This window comes from Streptomyces sp. G-G2 (assembly GCF_030063135.1).
Lineage (GTDB): Bacteria > Actinomycetota > Actinomycetes > Streptomycetales > Streptomycetaceae > Streptomyces.
The window spans coordinates 25,796-44,006 of record NZ_JASISO010000044.1; the positions used below are offsets into that span (position 1 = coordinate 25,796).

Genomic DNA, 18,211 nt, shown 5'->3' on the forward strand with positions numbered 1-18,211 from the left:
GGCCCGACCCCGTGCCGCCGACACCGCCGCGGCCCGGGCCCGATCCCCAGCCCCCACCGGCCCCGGGCCCCGCTCCGCACCTCCGGCCCGGCCCCCTGCCGGGTCCGCTCCCGGCCCCGGGGGCCGGTCACCTGACCGGGCGGTCCCCGGCGATCGACCCTACGATGGGCGGGAACGGCACGGGCGGCCCGCCGTGCCGCCCGCCCAGAGCACCCGGGGTGGACACGTATGGCAGAAGCCGCCGAGACCGCGCGGACCGTCGTCCTGACCGTGGACGACGACCCCGGGGTCTCCCGTGCCATCGCCCGTGACCTGCGACGCCGCTACGGCGCCGCGTACCGGATCGTGCGCGCCGAGTCCGGCGACTCCGCGCTGGAGGCGCTGCGCGAGCTGAAGCTGCGGGGCGATCTGGTGGCGGTGATCCTCGCCGACTACCGGATGCCGCGGATGAACGGCATCGAGTTCCTCGAACAGGCCCTGACCGTGTACCCGGGTGCGCGGCGCGTGCTGCTGACCGCCTACGCCGACACCAACGCGGCGATCGACGCGATCAACGTCGTCGACCTCGACCACTACCTGCTCAAGCCCTGGGACCCACCGGAGGAGAAGCTCTACCCCGTCCTGGACGATCTGCTCACGGCCTGGCGCTCCAGCGACTACCGGCCGGTGCCCGCCACCAAGGTGGTCGGACACCGCTGGTCGGCGCGCTCCTCGCAGGTACGGGAGTTCCTGGCCCGCAACCAGGTGCCCTACCGCTGGTACTCCTCCGACGAGCCCGAGGGGCGGCGGCTGCTGGAGGCGGCCGGGGCCGACCCCCAGCGGCTGCCCGTGGTGATCGCACCGGACGGTTCCGTGCTGATCGAGCCGGAGGCGGCCGAGCTGGCCGCCCGCGTGGGGCTCGCGACGATGCCGATGGCCGACTTCTACGACCTCGTGGTCATCGGCGGGGGCCCGGCCGGGCTGGGCGCGGCGGTGTACGGAGCCTCCGAGGGACTGCGGACCGTACTGGTCGAGCGGTCGGCGACCGGCGGCCAGGCGGGCCAGAGCTCCCGCATCGAGAACTACCTCGGCTTCCCCGACGGCGTGTCCGGTGCGCAGCTCACCGACCGCGCCCGCCGCCAGGCCGCCCGGTTCGGCGCCGAGATCCTCACGGCGCGCGAGGTCACGGCGCTGGAGGTCAACGGCGCGGCGCGCGTCGTCCGTTTCTCCGACGGTTCGGCGGTCGCCGCGCACAGCGTCATCCTGGCGACCGGGGTGTCGTACCGGCAGCTCCACGCCCCGGGCTGCGAGGACCTGACCGGGTGCGGGGTGTACTACGGCTCCTCGCTCACCGAGGCGGCCTCCTGCCTGGAGCAGGACGTGTACATCGTGGGCGGCGCCAACTCCGCCGGGCAGGCGGCGATGTACCTGGCGCGGGGCGCGAAGTCGGTGACACTGCTGGTGCGCGGGGAGTCCTTGGCGGCGTCGATGTCGTACTACCTGATCCAGCAGATCGAGGAGGCCCCGAACATCACCGTGCGCACCCGCACCGTCGTCGAGTCGGCGCACGGCCAGGAGCACCTGGAGCAGCTGACGCTGCGCGACGTGGACGGCGGCGCGACCGAACTGGTCGACGCGCAGTGGATGTTCGTCTTCATCGGAGCGGCCCCGCTGACCGACTGGCTGGACGGTACGGTGCTGCGCGACGAGCACGGTTTCATCCTGGCCGGGCCGGATCTCACGCCGGACGGGCGCCCGCCCGCCGAGTGGGCACTGGACCGGTCGCCCTACCACCTGGAGACCAACATTCCCGGCGTGTTCGTGGCGGGCGACGCGCGCGCCCAGTCCGCGAAGCGCGTCGCGTCCGCCGTCGGAGAGGGAGCCATGGCCGTGATGCTCGTCCACCGTTACCTGGAGCAGTCGTGAGCGGGCAGGTCGTGCCCTGCGCACCGCAGGAGATCGCCTCGCTGTTCCTGTTCGAGAAGCTGTCGACCGAGCAGCTCGGGCGACTGTGCGCGGAGGGGCGGGTCGAACGGTTCGAGGCTGGTCCGGTGTACGCCGAAGGGGACCCGGCCACCTGCCTCTACGTGATGGTCGAGGGCACCGTCGTCCTGTCCCGCCGGGTCGGCGCCGACGACGTGGAAGTGAGCCGGACCTCGCAGCGCGGCGTGTACGCGGGAGCCATGCAGGCGTACTTGGGCGACCGGGTGCCGCAGACGTACCACAACTCGATGCGGGTGACGGAGCCGACGCGGTTCTTCGTCCTCCCCGCGGAGTCGTTCGCGCACATCATGCGGGAATGGTTCCCGATGGCCGCGCACCTCCTGGAGGGGCTCTTCTTCGGTTCGAAGGACCTCCAGCGGGCCATCGGCCAGCGTGAACGGCTGCTGGCCCTCGGCTCGTTGTCCGCGGGGCTCACCCACGAACTGAACAACCCTGCCGCGGCGGCCGTCCGGGCCACCGAGGCGCTGCGGGAACGGGTGGGCAAGATGCGGCACAAGCTGGCCGTCATCGCCCAGGGCCCCTACTCCCGCGAGGCGCTCGCCGATCTCATCGAGATCCAGGACCGTACGGCCGAACGCGTCGCGAAGGCACCGGTGTTGAGCCCGATGGAGGCGTCCGACCGGGAGGACGAACTGACCGACTGGCTCGACGACCACGGCATCACGGAGGGGTGGCGGATCGCACCGACGTTCGTGCAGGCCGGACTGGACACGGACTGGCTGGAGCACGTGGCGGCGACGGTGGCCGAGGACATCCTGCCCGGAGCCGTGGGCTGGCTCAACTACACCGTCGAGACCGAGCTGCTGATGGACGAGATCAACGACTCCACCACGCGCATCTCGCACCTCGTGGACGCCGCCAAGCAGTACTCGCAGCTCGACCGCGCCCCGTACCGCGTGGTCGACGTCCACGAACTCCTGGACAGCACCCTGCTGATGCTGTCCGGGAAGATCGGCCGGGTGCGGGTGGTCAAGGACTACGACCGCTCCGTGCCGGACGTGCCCGCCTACCCGGCGGAGCTGAACCAGGTGTGGACCAACCTCATCGACAACGCCGTGTCCGCCATCGGGAGCAGCGGCCCCGACGGCACGCTGACCGTCCGCACGGCACGGGAGGGCGACCGGCTGCTGGTGGAGTTCCGCGACACCGGGCCCGGCATCCCGGCGGACATCCGCGGCCGTATCTTCGATCCGTTCTTCACCACCAAGCCGATCGGTGAGGGCACCGGCCTCGGCCTCGACATCTCCTGGCGGATCGTCGTCAACAAGCACCACGGCAGCCTCCAGGTCGAATCCGCACCCGGCGACACCCGTTTCCAGGTGCTGCTCCCGCTCACCGCACCGGTACCCGAGGCCCCCGAGGCCGCCGAGGAGCCCGTATGACCGACATCAGTGGAATCGACCCGGGCGTCCCGCCCACCGGCACCGGCTGCGTCGACTGCGACGCGGCGGGGGGCTGGTGGTTCCACCTGCGGCGGTGCGCCCAGTGCGGGCACATCGGCTGCTGCGACTCCTCCCCCGCCCAGCACGCCACCGGCCACTGGAAGTCCACCGGCCATCCGCTGGTGCAGAGCTTCGAGCCCGGTGAGGAGTGGTTCTGGAACTTCGACACCGGCGCCCTGTACGAGGCCGGGCCCGAGCTGACGCCGCCGGGCAGCCACCCGGCGGACCAGCCGGTGCCGGGACCGGCCGACCGGCTCCCGCAGGACTGGACGGGGCAGCTGCGCGGCTGAGCGGGGCGGCGGAGCACGTCGGCCGCCGCGCGGCCCCGGGGGTCAGTCCGGCTCCTGTGCGAGGCGCAGGGCCAGGGCCTGGAGGATCTCCTCCGTGGGCATCTCGGGGTCGGTCTCGTCGTAGGCGTCCGCGACCACCTCGAAGGCCAGGATGAAGCCGTTGATCAAGGAATTGACGGGGCCCGACAGCTGCTGGAGCACGGACTGGCCGATCTCCGCCGCGTCCGCCTCCAACGGCACCAGGATGCGGTCGGGCGTCACCTCGCCCAGCAGGTCGGAGATGTACTCGGGCCCGACGCCGCCCCTCAGGCCCGTGAGGGCCGCGATCGCCTTCAGCCTGGTGTCGTTGCCGGTCATGGGGCCAACCGTTCCAGGGGGCTCAGGGCCGCCGCCCGAGCGCGGGCGCCCTCCCGGGTCGGCTCGATCTCCAGGGACGGGCCCGCGCAGGACATCTCCAGCAGTTCCGCGAACTGGCTGGGCACGGGCCCGGCCAGCGCCAGCGGGGCGCTGCGGCGGCCGAAGAGGAGGGTGGTGAGCAGAGAGGAGTCGGCGAAGGTCACCGCGGAGATGTCCACCACGACGCGTACGCCGTCCCGTACGGCGGCCGCCAGTACCCCGCGGACCGGTTCGACGCTGTCGACGTCGAATTCGCCGGACAGCACGACGACCCGGACCCCGGCGTCGTCCAGGAGGACTTGCACCCGTGGGTGGTCGTAGCTCATGAAATCCTCCGCTCCGGCGGTCGCTCCCGGTGGGTGCCTGGAAATGGCCCCGTCAGGGCCACTTCCCGTGATCTGTGGGTTCATGCCTGCGGCGGGCGCGGTCACGGGCCGTCCGGCACGTGCACGTCCAGGACGCAGATGTCGTCACGGTGGTCCGGGCACAGCGCGGCGAGGGTCCGGGCGAGGGTCTCACCGCAGCCCTCGCGCACGAGCCGCAGGGCGGACGCCGCGAGGCGGGCGAGTCCGGCGCCGATGTCCTCGCCCGGCTCCTCCACCAGGCCGTCCGTGTAGAGCAGCAGGTGGTCGCCGGGCATCAGCTCGATGACCGCCTGTCCGTAGGCGGCCTCGAAGGAGGCGCCGAGGAGGGGACCCTGCGGCTGTTCGAGGAAGGTCGCCCGGCCGCCGCGGACCAGCAACGGGGGCAGGTGTCCTGCCCGTACCCAGATCAGCCGTCTGTCCCAGGGCTGGTAGCGGGCCATGACCATGGTGGCGGTGGCGCCGCCGGAGGGGTCCGAAGCGGTGTGCAGCAGGAGGGAGTTGAGTCGGCGCAGCACATCGGGCAGAGGCGAACCGGTGACCGTCATGCCCTTCGTGGTGAACCGCAGCTGGGCCATGGTGCCGACGGCGCCGAGCCCGTGACCGGCCACGTCCCCGACGACGAACAGGGCGCTCTTGTCCGGGAGTTCGATGCTGCTGTACCAGTCCCCGCCGACGTTGAGCCCCTGGTCGGCGGGGACGTAGGCGACGTCGATGCCCAGCCCCGCCAGCTCCATGGACTGCTCGGGGGTCGGCAGCAGGGTGTCCTGGAGCCGAGCGGCCAGCGCGCGTTCGGCCTGGAGCATGCCGCGCTGGAGGAGGACCGCGCGCTCCGTCTCGCGCAGCGCGAGTTCGGTGCCGCGCTGCGTGGTGAGGTCCTGGAAGAAGCCGTGCACCTCGACCGGGGTGCCGTCCGCGTCCGTCTGGGCCTCGGCGACGATCCTCAGGTGCCGCAGACCGCCCGCGGTGGTGATCCGGAACGTCTGGTCGACGGCCTCGCCCTCGCTCAGCAGCCGCTGGACGGCCGTGCCCAGCTGCGGTAGGTCGTCGGGGAGGACGTGCCGGGGCAGTCGCTCCAGTGACAGCGGCCCCTCGGCGGGATCGCGGTCGAAGATGGCGTAGACCTGTTCGGACCAGGTGGCGGTTCCCGTCGCCAGGTCCCATCCCGCCCAGCCGAGGTTGCCCAGCCGCTGCATGTCGGCCAGGCGCCGCGCCTGGCGTTCGCTCGCGTCGTGGCGGACCCAGGACACCACCAGCCGGTCCTCCAGCCTGGACGCGCGGACCGAGAAGACGGACCGCCGCGGAACGCCGCCGACGACCTCCTCGTAGGTGAAGGGCTCGCCCTCGTACCCCGTTCCGGTGGTGAGCGTCTCCCGGTACCCCTCCCACACGGGGGTACTCCCCAGGGTCGGGTACGTCTCCAGGATCCGGCGGCCCACGAGTTCCTTGCCGCGCCGCCCCGCCACGTCCACCGACTCGGGTGAGGCCGCGTCGATGCGGTAGTCCTCCACCTCGCCCGACTCCGAGCGCAGCGGGGTGAGCAGGATCGCGGGCCCCGGCAGGGCGTCCAGGACGCGTTGTACGGACGTCACCCCCAGGTCGCCCCGGCCAGCGTCCGCATCGGCGTCGAGGGAGCGCGCCGGGGCCCCGAGCGGGCCCGCGCACAACCGGGCCGCCCGGCGCAGCAGCGCCCGGGTATCGGCCGGGAAGGGGCCGGGGCGCGCCCGCAGGAACCCGATGACGGCCTTCGGGGGCCCCTCGGCGGGTACGGGAAGCCAGGCGCGCGAGAGCCAGCGGTCCGGCGGGTCCCCGATCAGGAGGTAGCGGCGGGCGTCCTGGACCGGATCCTCCAGCCACAGGGCCCGCCGAGCGGCGACCGCCTCGTGGGCGGCGACTCCGGTGAGCGGGGGGATGCGGCGCCACCGCTCGGCGAGCGACTCGTCGATCCCGGCGCGGCCGGTCAGCTCCAGGCTTCCGGCGAGGGTCAGGGAGTAGATCATGACCGCGTCGACGCCCGCGTCCACGCCGAGCACGCCGAGCAGCAGCTCCGCGACGCCGTCACCCGCGTCCGCCACCGCCAGGCCCTGGGCGAGGCGGGACAGGAGGGGGCGCAGCGTGGCGCCGCGGTCGGGGCGGCCGGCGAGGTGGCGTCCGCGGCCGGGGGCCGGTGCGGCCATGGCCTCCCCCGCGCCTGCGGGCCCGGACGCCTCGGCGGGTGCGGTGCCGGGCGGCGGGCCCGGGAGCGCCCGCCCCAGGACGAGCCAGCACTCCTCCAGGAGGGTGTGCCCGCGCTCGGCGGCGTGGCCGAGGAGCAGTCCGTACGCCGTTTCGGCGCAGACCCCCGACTGGGCCATCAGCACGCCCTTGGCCCGCTCGACCACGGCCGCGGTCGCGGCGACGCCCTCCAGGTCGGCGACTTCCGAGCGCAGCCTGGCGACCACCCTGGCGAGCGCCAGCACCTCGGGGGTGGCACTCTCACCCGTCGGCAAGGCACGGCCCTTCATCTCTCGAGCATGGCACGGCTGCCTCCGGTGTGCGCCCAGGTGCGGCGGGCCCCCGCGCGGGAGCCCCGGGGCGGCGGACAGCCGGGGTTAGGCTCGGGGGAAAGGTGTGAAGGGAAGCGCGCGGGAGCGCAAGCGGAAGGGGACGGTGCGCATGTGCCGCTGGCTCGCCTATGCAGGATCACCGATGCTCCTCGACGCCATGCTCTACCGTCCGGAGCACTCGCTGATCAACCAGAGTCTCCATGCCCGGATGGGGGTGGAGGCGACCAACGGCGACGGGTTCGGCATCGGCTGGTACAGCCAGGACGGTGACGGCACACCGGCCGTCTTCCGCGACATCGGACCGGCCTGGAACAACCGGAACCTGCGCGAGCTGTCCGCGCACGTCCGATCACCCCTGTTCTTCGCGCACGTCCGGGCGTCGACGGGCTCGGCCGTCCAGCAGACCAACTGCCACCCTTTCCGGCACGGCCGCTGGCTGTGGATGCACAACGGGGCCATCGCGGACTTCCGCCGGCTGCAGCGGGACCTCTGCATGGCCGTCGACCCGGCGCTCTTCCCCTGTATCGAGGGGTCCACGGACTCCGAGGTGATGTTCTACCTGGCGGTGACCTACGGCCTCGACCAGGACGTTCCCGGCGCGGTGGCCCGGATGGCGGGTCTGGTGGAACGGCTCGGCAAGGAGCACGGGGTGCCGGAACCGCTCCAGATGACGGTGGCGGTCAGTGACGGGAAGCAGGTCTGGGCCTTCCGGTACTCCAGCCAGGGGGCCTCCCGGTCGCTCTTCTACAGCAGCCGCGCCGAGACCGTCCGCCATCTCCACCCGGAAGTGGACTACCTCCGCGAGATCTCCGACGACACCCGCATCGTGGTCTCCGAGCCGCTGGGAGACCTGCCCGGCGTGTGGAACGAGCTTCCCGAGGCCAGCTACGCGGTGATCCCTTCCGCGCTGGGGACGGACTACCTGCCCTTCGTGCCGGAACTCCCCTGACGGACCGGTCCCCGACGGGGCCGAGGTGGCCGAGAGGCCGCGAGGGGCAGAGGTTCCCTCGGTACGGGGAGGCCGGAGGCGGGGCGCATCAGTGCTCCGAGTGCGGGCATGCGCGCACGTATGACACCGCATGCGACAGCGGCCTCGGTGTGGGCCGCGGATCCCGGACCCGCCCTGCTGCACCTGACGGTGATGGCCTTCGCCCTCCTCGTCCTCTTCGTCGGCCTGGCCCGGCCCAGGTAGCCACAGCCGCGGCCGCGGAGACACTCGCCGGAGGATCCACCCGTGTTGTTCTTGGCACTGCTCATACCGCCCCTGCTGATGTGCTCCGTCCTCGGGCTGGCCCACTACGAGGAGCGCATGCTGGGTCCGGCGAGAACCACTCCGCCCCCGGCCCCCGCGGCCAGGCACCTGCACGCCGTACCGGAGCCCGTACCGGAGCACGGCGCCCCGGCCGGTCCGAAGCACGTGCTCCGCCACGGCAAGCACCGGCGCCACGCGGCCTGACGGCGGAGGAGGCCGCCGCTCCGACGGACCGTCAAGGGCCCTCGGTGTGGCGGGAACGCGCCCACAGGGGCAGCACGAACCAGCAGAGAAGGAACCAGAGGAGCACCACGCCCACCAGCCAGAGGGCGAGCCCGTCGTGCGTGGCCACCCGCAGGACGAGCAGGAGGGCGGCCACGAGCGTGGCCAGCAGCAGCACCAGGCCCACGAAGGTGAGCCGGGAGGCCCAGACGACGGCCTGGGGCTTGATGCGCCTGCCCGAGACGATGCGGTGGAAGGCGACCGGCGCGATCAGCGCACCGGTCGACAGCGACCCGAGGACGACGGTCACGATGTAGATCGTCTTGTCGGGCGTGGCGAGTCCCTGGAAGTGCGGGGTGAAGACGACCGTCAGGAGAAACCCGAAGAGGATCTGGACACCGGTCTGGGCGACGCGGATCTCCTGCACCAGCTCCTGCCACCGCCGGTCCGCCCGCTCCTCCGTGGTCTCGCCGCGGCCGTCCGCCGGTCCCCCCCGCTTCGCCGCGCCGGGTTCGCGTTCCGCGCCCGAATGCGCCTGCGCCTCTGGTCGATCTCCCACGAAGAACCCCTCTGCCGACGCCGCACCGCGGGAACCCGGCCCCGCTCGTCCTTCCCGCTCGGCGGTAGCTCCGCACCGCCCTTTTCGTTCGGCGGGTGCCCACATGACGCGCCGGCCAAACCCCTGCCGGCCGGTCAGGAGCCGACCCGGTGCACCTTCCCGGTCACGGCAGTAGGTGACGGCGCCCCACCGCGGTGAACAGGCAGACCAGCGCGACGGCCGCGAGCACGAGCACGGTGTTCTGGGCGACGTGGACCGCGCCCTGGGCCACCCGAGCCGACAGGTGGTCAGGGTGGCCGTGACCACCGCCACGATCCGCACCCATGGGGATGAAAGGCGGCTCAATCCCTGCCCACCGGGCCCCCGGGGGGCCATAGTCCTTGCAGAGAAAGCAAGCTAGACGAGGGGTACGGAACTGTGCATGTGACCCGCACCGGAACGCTCCTGGGCGCAGCGGCGCTCATCGTGCTGGCCCTCCCGGCCAACGCCGACGCGGCGGCCGTCGCCTGCGGCGGAGGTGTATCCACCGGCCGTGTGGCCGTCAACGGCTGCATCAGTGCCCAGCGGGGATCTGTCCACGAAGTCCCCACCCGGGAGATCACGGCGCACCTCAAGGCGCGCAACACGGGAGCCAAGGGACTGAACGTCGCCTACGAGGCGTTCTTCCGCGTGGTCGACGGCGGCCACTGGGAGAAGATGGGCAGCGGTCGCGCGTACGTCCGGGCGGGCGAGTCGATCGGCCCTGTCGAAGTGGGCAGTTCGACCCGGGTGTGCGGCCCCGTGAAGGTCGAGATCCGCGTACACGCCCGCGCCGACGGCGCCGCCTGGAGCGGCTGGTCCGCCGCATCCACGAAGCAATGCCAGACCTGACCGCCCGACCGCCTCGGCCCGGCACCCCGGGCCACCCGGTCGAGTGCGCACTCGACCGGGTCGTCGCTGCCGCGGCCCACGACGGATTCCGGGTCGTGGGCGGCACCTGGGGCCGTCGCCGGTCCTCGATCCCGTATCTCAGTGGAAACTACTGGTCCGCGCCGGTCTGCTTGACCGATGGACCCGCGCCATCGTAGTTTCGAACAGAACGACTCGCGAACTGACGGAAGGAGGCGACGTCGGATGTCGACCATCTCCGAACTGGACCGCCTCGCCCACCAGATCGCCTGGGCTCCCGGTCGTGTAGCACACGGCTGCTGAGCAGCCCCTCGCCTGGATGCCCGATCGCGGGCCCCGGCACCCTTCGGTCTCTTTCACCGCCTGCGGCACATCGTCGCGGGCTGATTCGCGCGCTCTGGTTCCTCGAGCCGCGCCACTGAACTAGAGAGCTCCTGACATGGCTACTGGGACGACCAGAACGACCACGCACCGAAATGAGGACGCGCCGTGGTAGCGGCGCGGATCACGGTCAACGGCAAAGAGACACCGATTTCCCCGGCCGCGCCCCACACCACGGTGCTGGATCTTCTGCGCGAGCGCGGCCTCACGGGCACCAAGGAGGGCTGCGCCGAGGGTGAATGCGGCGCCTGTTCGGTCCTGGTGGCCCGTCCCGGGGTGAACAAGCCCACTGACTGGGTGGCGGTCAACGCCTGCCTGGTCCCGGCCGCGGCGCTCGACGGTCAGGAGATCATCACCTCCGAGGGCCTCGCCACCGCCGGCGAACCGGGCAGGCCGCCCACGCTGCATCCGGTGCAGGAGGAGATGGCGGCGCGCGGCGGCTCCCAATGCGGTTACTGCACACCGGGGTTCATCTGCAGCATGGCCTCCGAGTACTACCGGCCCGACCGCTGCGCTCACGCGGAACCTGCCGACGGCACCGACTCCGAACACGGTCCGAACGGCTTCGATCTGCACGCGCTGAGCGGAAACCTGTGCCGCTGCACCGGTTACCGGCCGATTCGCGATGCCGCGTTCGCCGTCGGTACGCCCACCGAGGACGACCCCCTCGCGCAGCGTCGCGAGCGGTCCGCGCCCGAACCGGCCGCCACCCAGTACACCCGGGACGACAGCACGTTCCTGCGGCCGAGCACCCTGGCCGAAGCGCTGCGGCTGCTCCACGAGCGGCCCGACGCGGTGGTGGTCGCCGGAAGCACCGACTGGGGCGTGGAGGTGAACATCCGTTCCCGACGGGCACGGTGCGTGGTGGCCGTCGATCGACTGCCCGAACTGCGCGCGCTGCGCGTCGAATCCGACCACGTCGAGATCGGGGCGGCGCTCACGCTCACCGAGATCGAACGCCGCCTCGACGGCAGCGTCCCGCTCCTGGCAGAGCTGTTCCCGCAGTTCGCGTCCCGGCTCATCCGCAACAGTGCGACCCTCGGCGGCAACCTGGGTACCGGCTCCCCCATCGGTGACAGCCCACCGGTGCTGCTCGCGCTGGAGGCGTCGCTGGTCCTCGCCGATGCCGACGGCGAGCGCGAGGTCCCGCTGGCCGACTACTTCACCGGCTACCGGCAGAGCGTGCGCCGTCCCGGGGAGTTGATCCGCGCGGTGCGCGTCCCGCTGCCGCTGTCACCGGTCACGGCCTTCCACAAGATCGCCAAGCGGCGCTTCGACGACATCTCCAGCGTGGCGGTCGCTTTCGCGCTCGACATCGAGGACGGGATCGTCCGCAAGGCGCGGATCGGCCTGGGCGGGGTGGCCGCCACCCCGATCCGCGCCCTGGCCACCGAAGCGGCCCTGGAGGGCAAGGCGTTCACGGCAGAGACCGTCGAGGCCGCGGCCCACGTGCTCCGGGCCCAGGGCACGCCGATGGACGATCACCGGGCCAGCGCCGACTACCGCTCCGCGATGCTCGGCCAGAGCCTTCTCAAGCTGTACGCGCAATCCACCGAGGCGGTGTCGTCATGAGCCATTTGTCCGAACGCCCCGAGAAGCCAGTCGTCGGGGTCTCGATGCCGCACGAGAGCGCCGGCCTGCACGTCACCGGCGCCGCGCTCTACACCGACGACCTGGTCGCTCGTACCAAGGACGTGCTGCACGCCTACCCGGTCCAGGTCATGAGGGCCCGCGGCAGGATCACCGCGCTGCGCACCGAGCCGGCGCTCGCCGTGCCCGGTGTGGTCCGCGTGCTGACCGGCGCCGATGTGCCCGGCGTCAACGACGCCGGCATGAAGCACGACGAACCGCTGTTCACCGACGAGGTCATGTTCTACGGCCACGCGGTGGCCTGGGTGCTGGGGGAGACCCTGGAGGCGGCCCGGCTCGGCGCGGCGGCCGTCGAAGTGGAACTCGACGAACTGCCCTCTCTCGTCTCGCTCCAGGAAGCGATCGCGGCCGGCAGTTTCCACGGTGCCCGGCCCGTGATGCTGTCCGGCGACGTGGATGCCGGCTTCGCCGACTCCGCGCACGTGTTCACCGGCGAGTTCCAGTTCTCCGACCAGGAGCACTTCTATCTCGAGACGCACGCGGCGCTGGCCCTCGTCGACGAGAACGGGCAGATGTTCGTCCAGAGCAGCACCCAGCATCCTTCGGAGACGCAGGAAATCGTCGCGCACGTGCTCGGCCTGCACAGCCATGAGGTAACCGTCCAGTGCCTGCGGATGGGTGGCGGTTTCGGCGGCAAGGAAATGCAGCCGCACGGGTTCGCCGCCATCGCCGCGCTCGGTGCCCAGCTGACCGGGCGCCCGGTGCGACTGAGGCTCAACCGGACCCAGGACCTGACCATGTCAGGCAAGCGCCACGGGTTCCACGCCGAGTGGAAGATCGGCTTCGACGCCGAGGGCCGCATTCAGGCCCTGGACGCCACCTTGACCGCGGACGGTGGCTGGAGCCTGGATCTGTCCGAACCGGTGGTGGCGCGCGCCCTGTGCCACATCGACAACACCTACTGGATCGCGAACGCGCGCGTCGCCGGTCGGATCGCCAAGACCAACAAGGTCTCCAACACCGCCTTCCGCGGCTTCGGCGGGCCGCAGGGCATGCTGGTGATCGAGGACATCATGGGCCGGTGCGCGCCGCTGCTGGGCCTGGATCCGATGGAGCTGCGGGAGCGCAACTTCTATCGTCAGGGCCAGACGACACCGTACGGGCAGCCCGTCGCTCACCCCGAACGGATCTCCACCGTCTGGCGGCAGGTCCAGGCCGACGCCGGGACGGCCGATCGCAAGCGCGAGATCGCGGCCTTCAACGACACGCACCCGCACACCAAGCGGGCGCTGGCGATCACGGGCATCAAGTTCGGCATCTCGTTCAACCTCACCGCCTTCAACCAGGGCGGCGCGCTGGTGCTGATCTACAAGGACGGCTCCGTCCTGATCAACCACGGCGGCACCGAGATGGGCCAGGGCCTGCACACCAAGATGCTCCAGGTCGCCGCGACCACGCTGGGTATCCCGCCGCACAAGGTCCGGCTGGCCCCGACGCGTACCGACAAGGTGCCCAACACCTCTGCCACCGCCGCCAGCGCCGGAACGGACCTCAACGGTGCGGCGGTGAAGAACGCCTGCGAGCAGTTGCGCGAGCGGCTGCTCCAGGTGGCCGGCACCCAACTGGGCGCCCCCGCTTCGGACGTGCGCATCGTCGAGGGCGTCGCGCGCTCCCTCGGCAGCGACCGGGAGCTGGCTTGGGACGACCTGGTGCGCACCGCCTACCTCCAGCGAGTTCAGCTGTCGGCGGCCGGTTTCTACCGCACCGAGGGTCTGCACTGGGACGCGAAGTCTTTCCACGGCTCGCCGTTCAAGTACTTCTCCTACGGCGCCGCCGCGGCCGAGGTGGAGGTGGACGGCTTCACCGGCGCGTACCGCATCCGGCGGGTGGACATCGTTCACGATGTCGGCGACAGTCTGTCCCCGATGATCGACATCGGTCAGGTCGAGGGCGGTTTCGTGCAGGGCGCGGGCTGGCTGACGCTCGAGGACCTGCGCTGGGACACCCGTGACGGGCCGCAGCGCGGCCGGCTGCTGACCCAGGGCGCGAGCACCTACAAGCTGCCGAGCTTCTCGGAGATGCCCGAGGAGTTCAACGTCACGCTGCTGGAGAACGCCTCCGAGGAGGGCGCGGTGTACGGCTCCAAGGCGGTGGGTGAGCCTCCGCTGATGCTCGCGTTCTCGGTGCGCGAGGCGCTGCGGCAGGCCGTCGCGGCATTCGGGCCCGTCGGAGTCAGCGTGGAGCTCGCCTCTCCGGCGACGCCGGAGGCGGTGTACTGGGCGATCGAAGCGGTCCGCGGAGGCGGGGCGCGGCGCGAGGGCCGCGTTCTCTCCGGCAGCGCGATCCCCACCGACTCACGTGCTGTGAGCAATGCCTGACATGACGTGGGTGGCCGCGGTCGCACGGTTGCGAGCACGCCGGGAACCCGGCGTGCTCGTGACCGTCGCGACCGTGCGCGGTCACGCGCCCCGCCGGGCCGGTGCCAAACTCGTGGTGGGACGGACCGAGACCTGGGGTTCGATCGGCGGCGGCAACATCGAGGCCGTCGCCATCGACCGGGCCCGCGAGCTGAACGCCGCGCCCGATCCGGAGCCGGAGCTGATGGAGTTCGCCCTCAACGACAAGGTCACCGGCCGCCACGGCGTGCAGTGCTGCGGCGGAGCCGTCAGCGTACTGCTCGAACCGCTGCCCGTGGTCCAAGCGGTGGCCATCTTCGGTGTCGGGCACGTCGGACTGGAGCTGGCACGCATCCTGGCCCGCCACAGCCTCGATCTGCACCTGATCGACACCCGTCCCGACATGCTCGCCGACGAACGTCTCGGTGTGCTCGCGGACGCGGTGGCTCAGATCCACGTGCACCACACACCGCTGCTTCCGGAGCAGGCCCTCGCGGAGCTGCCGCCCGGCGCCCACGTCCTGATCATGACCCACGATCACGCCGAGGACGCCGCACTGTGCGACGCCGCCTTGCGCACGACCGGCCTCGGCCCGATCGGATTGATCGGATCGGCCGCCAAATGGGCGCGGTTCCGGCAACGCCTGGCCGACGAGGGCGGTCACGACGCCGCCGCCATCGACCGGATCAAGACCCCGATCGGAACGGCCGGGATCACTGGCAAGGAACCCGCCACGATCGCGGTGAGCGTGGCTGCAGACCTGCTCCGCTCCTTCGAACAGGACCCCCACGGGGCGCTGGCGCACGGGGTTACCCCGGTCCGCGCACGCTCCGGTAGCCGGCAGCCAGTAGCCGGTAGCCGGTAGCCGGCAATCACGGGGCGCGGCCTCCCGGGCCGGCCGGGCCCGGGGCTCAGCGGGGCGCCGCGTGAGCCGCGTCTCACCCGGACGCGGGCGCTTGTCTATGCAACGAGTTGCATAGAAGGATCGGGGCATGGCACTCGAGCACGCGATCCTCGTCTCCCTCCTGGAGAAGCCGGGCTCCGGCTATGAACTGGCCCGCCGGTTCGACCGGTCCATCGGCTACTTCTGGACCGCCACCCACCAGCAGATCTACCGGGTGCTCAAGCGGATGGAGGGCGACGGCTGGGTCGACGTGCTCGAAGTGGCGCAGCAGGCCAGGCCGGACAAGAAGGAGTACTCCGTCGCGCCGGCCGGCCGGTCCGCACTGTCCGCGTGGCTCCACGAGCCGATCCAGCCCGACAGCGTCCGGCACGAGCTCGCCGTGAAGATCCGCGGCGCGGCCTTCGACGATCCGGCCGCGCTCATCCTGGAGGTGGAGCGGCACCACCGGGCGCACGCGGACCGGCTCACCCACTACCTGGCGGGCGAGCTGCGCGACTTCACCGGCGTGGACGCTCCCGCGGCGGACGACGCCGGGCGTGAGCTCCAGCACGTGGTGCTCCGTGGCGGCATCGCCTACGAGCGGATGCAGCTCGCCTGGCTGGAGGACGTACGCGCCACGCTCCAGCGTCTCGTGGCGGCCTGACCCCGGCGCCGCCGTCCCCCGCCCTTCCCGCCGCACATCCCGCGCCACCTCGCACCCCTCATCCTCCGACCGGAAGGCGAACGTCCATGAGCGACCCCCTGCTCTTCAACCCGCGCACCTACGACCCCGCGCACTTCGACCCCGAGACCCGCAGGCTGCTGCGCGCCACCGTCGACTGGTTCGAGGACCGGGGCAAGCGCCGGCTGCTGGAGGACTACCGCTCCCGAGCCTGGCTCGGGGACTTCATCGCGTTCTCCGCGAAGGAAGGGCTCTTCGCCACCTTCCTCACCCCCGCCTCCGCCGCTTCCGGCGAGGACGAGCCGGACAAGCGCTGGGACACCGCGCGGATCGCCGCCCTGAACGAGATCTTCGGCTTCTACGGCCTGGACTACTGGTACGCGTGGCAGGTCACGGTCCTCGGCCTCGGTCCGGTCTGGCAGAGCGACAACGCCGACGCCCGCGAACGCGCCGCCGAACTCCTCGCCGAGGGCAAGGTGTTCGCGTTCGGCCTGTCCGAGAAGGCGCACGGCGCGGACATCTACTCCACCGACATGCTCCTGGAGCCCGACGGTGGCGGCGGCTTCCGGGCCACCGGGTCCAAGTACTACATCGGAAACGGCAATGCCGCGGGACTCGTCTCCGTCTTCGGCCGCCGCACCGACATCGAGGGCCCCGACGGCTACGTGTTCTTCGCGGCCGACAGCCGCCACCCGGCGTACGGGCTGGTGCAGAACGTCGTCGACTCGTCCAAGTACGTCAGCGAGTTCCGCCTGACGGACTACCCGGTCACCCCCGCCGATGTCCTGCACACCGGCCGCGCCGCCTTCGACGCCGCTCTCAACACGGTGAACGTCGGCAAGTTCAACCTCTGCACGGCGTCGATCGGCATCTGCGAGCACGCGATGTACGAGGCCGTCACCCACGCCGCCAATCGCATCCTCTACGGCCGCCCCGTCACCGCCTTCCCGCACGTGCGCCGCGAGCTGACCGACGCCTACGTCCGCCTGGTCGGGATGAAGCTGTTCAGCGACCGCGCCGTCGACTACTTCCGCTCCGCCGGCCCGGACGACCGTCGCTACCTGCTGTTCAACCCGATGACCAAGATGAAGGTGACCACGGAGGGCGAGAAGGTCATCGACCTGATGTGGGACGTCATCGCGGCCAAGGGCTTCGAGAAGGACACCTACTTCGCGCAGGCGGCCATCGAGATCCGCGGGCTGCCGAAGCTGGAGGGCACGGTCCACGTCAACCTCGCCCTGATCCTCAAGTTCATGCGCAACCACCTGCTGGAACCGGTCGAGTACGCGCCCGTCCCGACCCGCCTCGACGCGGCCGACGACGCCTTCCTCTTCCGTCAGGGCCCCGCCCGCGGTCTGGGCTCCGTACGGTTCCACAACTGGCGCACCGCCTACGACGCGTACGCCGGCGTGCCGAACGTGGCCCGCTTCCGCGAGCAGGCCGACGCCCTGTGCGAGTTCGTCGCCACGGCCGCCCCGGACGAGGCGCAGAGCCGCGACCTCGATCTCCTCCTGGCCGTGGGCCAACTGTTCGCACTCGTCGTGCACGGCCAGCTGATCCTGGAGCAGGCGCACCTGACCGGCCTGGACGAGGACGTGCTCGACGAACTCTTCGGCGCCCTTGTGCGCGACTTCTCCGCGCACGCGGTCGAGCTCCACGGCAAGGTCTCCGCCACCGCCGCCCAGCAGGAATGGGCGCTCGGCGCCGTCCGCCGTCCGGTCGTCGACACCGATCGCGCGGCCCGCGTCTGGGCGCGGGTGGAGAACCTGGCCGGGGCCTACCAGATGGCTCCCTGACCCTCACCGCCGCGGCGCGGTGACCTGCGTCCGAGCCGCGTGCCCCGCGGGCCGTCCCGACGGCCCGCGGGGCACAGCCGTGTGTACGAGCCGTCCGGCGTGAGGGGTGGACCTGGGTACAGCCTGTTCGGTCGCCCGGTGCGGTTGCTGGGGCGGCGCGGCCCGGCATCGTGGTCCGCGTACGGATGCGAGCCGACGGGTGGGGGGACGGGTCATGGCCACCGCGCACGGGGTGGGACGGGAACGCGAGGTCCTTGAGCTGATGGCCGAAGGCCGGTCGAACGCCGCCATCGCGGCCACGCTCCACTTCGGCGACGCCGACGCCGACGCGGCCCGTGCTCCGACCACGGCCGGGGCAGATGCCGACAGGGTCTCCGGAGCGGATCCGGCCGATCAGAACGACCGACGATGCGCACCGGACGCTGCGGGCATCTTGACGCAGCCGTACCCTGCGCCTTGAATCAAGACGTGAACAAAGAGGCCCGGACGGTCCGCTTCCGCGTTCACTCCTTGGCGTTGGATTGTCATGCTCGCGCCATATAT

General features: G+C 71.6%; 18 protein-coding genes. 13 read left to right on the forward strand and 5 right to left on the reverse strand.

All coding sequences use genetic code 11. The features are described 5' to 3' along the window. Positions 1-228: 228 nt before the first annotated feature. From QMF80_RS28985 to QMF80_RS28995, 3 genes are read left to right on the forward strand one after another with little or no spacing between them, the layout of a single operon-like run. Positions 229-1,905: an NAD(P)/FAD-dependent oxidoreductase gene (locus QMF80_RS28985; RefSeq protein WP_283458546.1), complete on the forward strand. Its 1,677-nt coding sequence runs from the start codon at positions 229-231 to the stop codon at positions 1,903-1,905. Next, complete coding sequence (locus QMF80_RS28990) at positions 1,902-3,365, forward strand: ATP-binding protein (protein ID WP_283458548.1); 1,464 nt, start codon at positions 1,902-1,904, stop codon at positions 3,363-3,365. The genes QMF80_RS28985 and QMF80_RS28990 overlap by 4 nt, the downstream gene beginning before the upstream one ends. Next, positions 3,362-3,715 carry a UBP-type zinc finger domain-containing protein gene (locus QMF80_RS28995; protein ID WP_283458551.1) on the forward strand — a complete coding sequence of 118 codons (354 nt, stop codon included), beginning with the start codon at positions 3,362-3,364 and terminating at the stop codon, positions 3,713-3,715. The genes QMF80_RS28990 and QMF80_RS28995 overlap by 4 nt, the downstream gene beginning before the upstream one ends. 42 nt (positions 3,716-3,757) lie before the next feature. Here QMF80_RS28995 and QMF80_RS29000 read toward each other — a convergent pair whose 3' ends face one another. The 3 genes from QMF80_RS29000 to QMF80_RS29010 all read right to left on the reverse strand — a co-directional run bounded on the left by QMF80_RS29000 (position 3,758) and on the right by QMF80_RS29010 (position 6,977). After that, positions 3,758-4,072 (reverse strand): hypothetical protein, encoded by a 315-nt coding sequence (locus QMF80_RS29000; protein ID WP_283458553.1) that lies wholly within the window; start codon positions 4,070-4,072, stop codon positions 3,758-3,760. Beyond that, a complete protein-coding gene (locus tag QMF80_RS29005) occupies positions 4,069-4,437 on the reverse strand; it encodes an STAS domain-containing protein (RefSeq protein WP_283458555.1) in 369 nt (122 codons plus the stop codon). Before QMF80_RS29005 ends, QMF80_RS29000 begins: the two co-directional genes overlap by 4 nt. Before the next feature lie 101 nt (positions 4,438-4,538). Continuing rightward, entirely contained in the window at positions 4,539-6,977 is a 2,439-nt protein-coding gene (locus tag QMF80_RS29010) for a SpoIIE family protein phosphatase (RefSeq protein WP_283458556.1), read from the reverse strand. A gap of 151 nt (positions 6,978-7,128) precedes the next feature. Here QMF80_RS29010 and QMF80_RS29015 point away from each other — a divergent pair, with 151 nt between their 5' ends. The 3 genes from QMF80_RS29015 (at position 7,129) to QMF80_RS29025 (ending at position 8,475) form a co-directional block, all read left to right on the forward strand. Beyond that, positions 7,129-7,968: a class II glutamine amidotransferase gene (locus QMF80_RS29015; protein WP_283458558.1), complete on the forward strand. Its 840-nt coding sequence runs from the start codon at positions 7,129-7,131 to the stop codon at positions 7,966-7,968. A 120-nt stretch (positions 7,969-8,088) separates the two neighbouring features. Beyond that, positions 8,089-8,211 (forward strand): hypothetical protein, encoded by a 123-nt coding sequence (locus QMF80_RS29020; protein ID WP_283458560.1) that lies wholly within the window; start codon positions 8,089-8,091, stop codon positions 8,209-8,211. 42 nt (positions 8,212-8,253) lie between these two features. Beyond that, on the forward strand, positions 8,254-8,475 hold the full coding sequence (locus tag QMF80_RS29025) for a hypothetical protein (protein ID WP_283458562.1): 222 nt from the start codon (positions 8,254-8,256) through the stop codon (positions 8,473-8,475). A gap of 31 nt (positions 8,476-8,506) precedes the next feature. On the opposite strand, the gene QMF80_RS29030 is transcribed toward QMF80_RS29025, so the two are convergent. Next, positions 8,507-9,052, reverse strand: coding sequence for a DUF6328 family protein (locus QMF80_RS29030; RefSeq protein ID WP_283458564.1), 546 nt, complete (start codon positions 9,050-9,052; stop codon positions 8,507-8,509). 163 nt (positions 9,053-9,215) lie between these two features. Further along, the gene (locus QMF80_RS29035) at positions 9,216-9,377 is read right to left on the reverse strand and encodes a hypothetical protein (protein ID WP_283458565.1); all 162 of its coding nucleotides are present in this window, start codon (positions 9,375-9,377) and stop codon (positions 9,216-9,218) included. A gap of 98 nt (positions 9,378-9,475) precedes the next feature. Between QMF80_RS29035 and QMF80_RS29040 the strand changes: the two genes are divergently transcribed. The 7 genes from QMF80_RS29040 to QMF80_RS38430 all read left to right on the forward strand — a co-directional run bounded on the left by QMF80_RS29040 (position 9,476) and on the right by QMF80_RS38430 (position 18,128). After that, positions 9,476-9,922 carry a hypothetical protein gene (locus QMF80_RS29040; RefSeq protein WP_283458566.1) on the forward strand — a complete coding sequence of 149 codons (447 nt, stop codon included), beginning with the start codon at positions 9,476-9,478 and terminating at the stop codon, positions 9,920-9,922. A gap of 507 nt (positions 9,923-10,429) precedes the next feature. Then, a complete protein-coding gene (locus QMF80_RS29045) occupies positions 10,430-11,893 on the forward strand; it encodes a xanthine dehydrogenase small subunit (protein ID WP_283458567.1) in 1,464 nt (487 codons plus the stop codon). Next, complete coding sequence (gene xdhB, locus QMF80_RS29050) at positions 11,890-14,289, forward strand: xanthine dehydrogenase molybdopterin binding subunit (RefSeq protein WP_283458569.1); 2,400 nt, start codon at positions 11,890-11,892, stop codon at positions 14,287-14,289. Before QMF80_RS29045 ends, xdhB begins: the two co-directional genes overlap by 4 nt. A gap of 1 nt (position 14,290) precedes the next feature. Further along, complete coding sequence (xdhC, locus tag QMF80_RS29055) at positions 14,291-15,172, forward strand: xanthine dehydrogenase accessory protein XdhC (protein WP_283458604.1); 882 nt, start codon at positions 14,291-14,293, stop codon at positions 15,170-15,172. Between the two features lie 127 nt (positions 15,173-15,299). Further along, positions 15,300-15,854 carry a PadR family transcriptional regulator gene (locus QMF80_RS29060; protein WP_283458570.1) on the forward strand — a complete coding sequence of 185 codons (555 nt, stop codon included), beginning with the start codon at positions 15,300-15,302 and terminating at the stop codon, positions 15,852-15,854. Positions 15,855-15,940: 86 nt separating this feature from the next. Continuing rightward, positions 15,941-17,668 carry an acyl-CoA dehydrogenase family protein gene (locus QMF80_RS29065; RefSeq protein WP_283458571.1) on the forward strand — a complete coding sequence of 576 codons (1,728 nt, stop codon included), beginning with the start codon at positions 15,941-15,943 and terminating at the stop codon, positions 17,666-17,668. Positions 17,669-17,882: 214 nt separating this feature from the next. Further along, positions 17,883-18,128, forward strand: a complete 246-nt coding sequence (locus QMF80_RS38430) for a LuxR C-terminal-related transcriptional regulator (RefSeq protein WP_283458572.1) — start codon at positions 17,883-17,885, stop codon at positions 18,126-18,128. Positions 18,129-18,211: the final 83 nt, after the last annotated feature.

Excerpts from the sequence above, each read along its gene's own strand:
- QMF80_RS29065 (WP_283458571.1), top strand. The coding sequence starts at position 15,941 with ATGAGCGACCCCCTGCTCTTCAACCCGCGCACCTACGACCCCGCGCAC.
- QMF80_RS29010 (WP_283458556.1), bottom strand. The coding sequence starts at position 6,977 with ATGAAGGGCCGTGCCTTGCCGACGGGTGAGAGTGCCACCCCCGAGGTG.
- QMF80_RS28985 (WP_283458546.1), top strand. The coding sequence starts at position 229 with ATGGCAGAAGCCGCCGAGACCGCGCGGACCGTCGTCCTGACCGTGGAC.
- QMF80_RS29015 (WP_283458558.1), top strand. The coding sequence starts at position 7,129 with ATGTGCCGCTGGCTCGCCTATGCAGGATCACCGATGCTCCTCGACGCC.
- QMF80_RS29035 (WP_283458565.1), bottom strand. The coding sequence starts at position 9,377 with ATGGGTGCGGATCGTGGCGGTGGTCACGGCCACCCTGACCACCTGTCG.
- xdhC (WP_283458604.1), top strand. The coding sequence starts at position 14,291 with ATGACGTGGGTGGCCGCGGTCGCACGGTTGCGAGCACGCCGGGAACCC.
- xdhB (WP_283458569.1), top strand. The coding sequence starts at position 11,890 with ATGAGCCATTTGTCCGAACGCCCCGAGAAGCCAGTCGTCGGGGTCTCG.
- QMF80_RS29000 (WP_283458553.1), bottom strand. The coding sequence starts at position 4,072 with ATGACCGGCAACGACACCAGGCTGAAGGCGATCGCGGCCCTCACGGGC.
- QMF80_RS38430 (WP_283458572.1), top strand. The coding sequence starts at position 17,883 with ATGGCCACCGCGCACGGGGTGGGACGGGAACGCGAGGTCCTTGAGCTG.
- QMF80_RS29060 (WP_283458570.1), top strand. The coding sequence starts at position 15,300 with ATGGCACTCGAGCACGCGATCCTCGTCTCCCTCCTGGAGAAGCCGGGC.
- QMF80_RS29005 (WP_283458555.1), bottom strand. The coding sequence starts at position 4,437 with ATGAGCTACGACCACCCACGGGTGCAAGTCCTCCTGGACGACGCCGGG.
- QMF80_RS28995 (WP_283458551.1), top strand. The coding sequence starts at position 3,362 with ATGACCGACATCAGTGGAATCGACCCGGGCGTCCCGCCCACCGGCACC.
- QMF80_RS29020 (WP_283458560.1), top strand. The coding sequence starts at position 8,089 with ATGACACCGCATGCGACAGCGGCCTCGGTGTGGGCCGCGGATCCCGGA.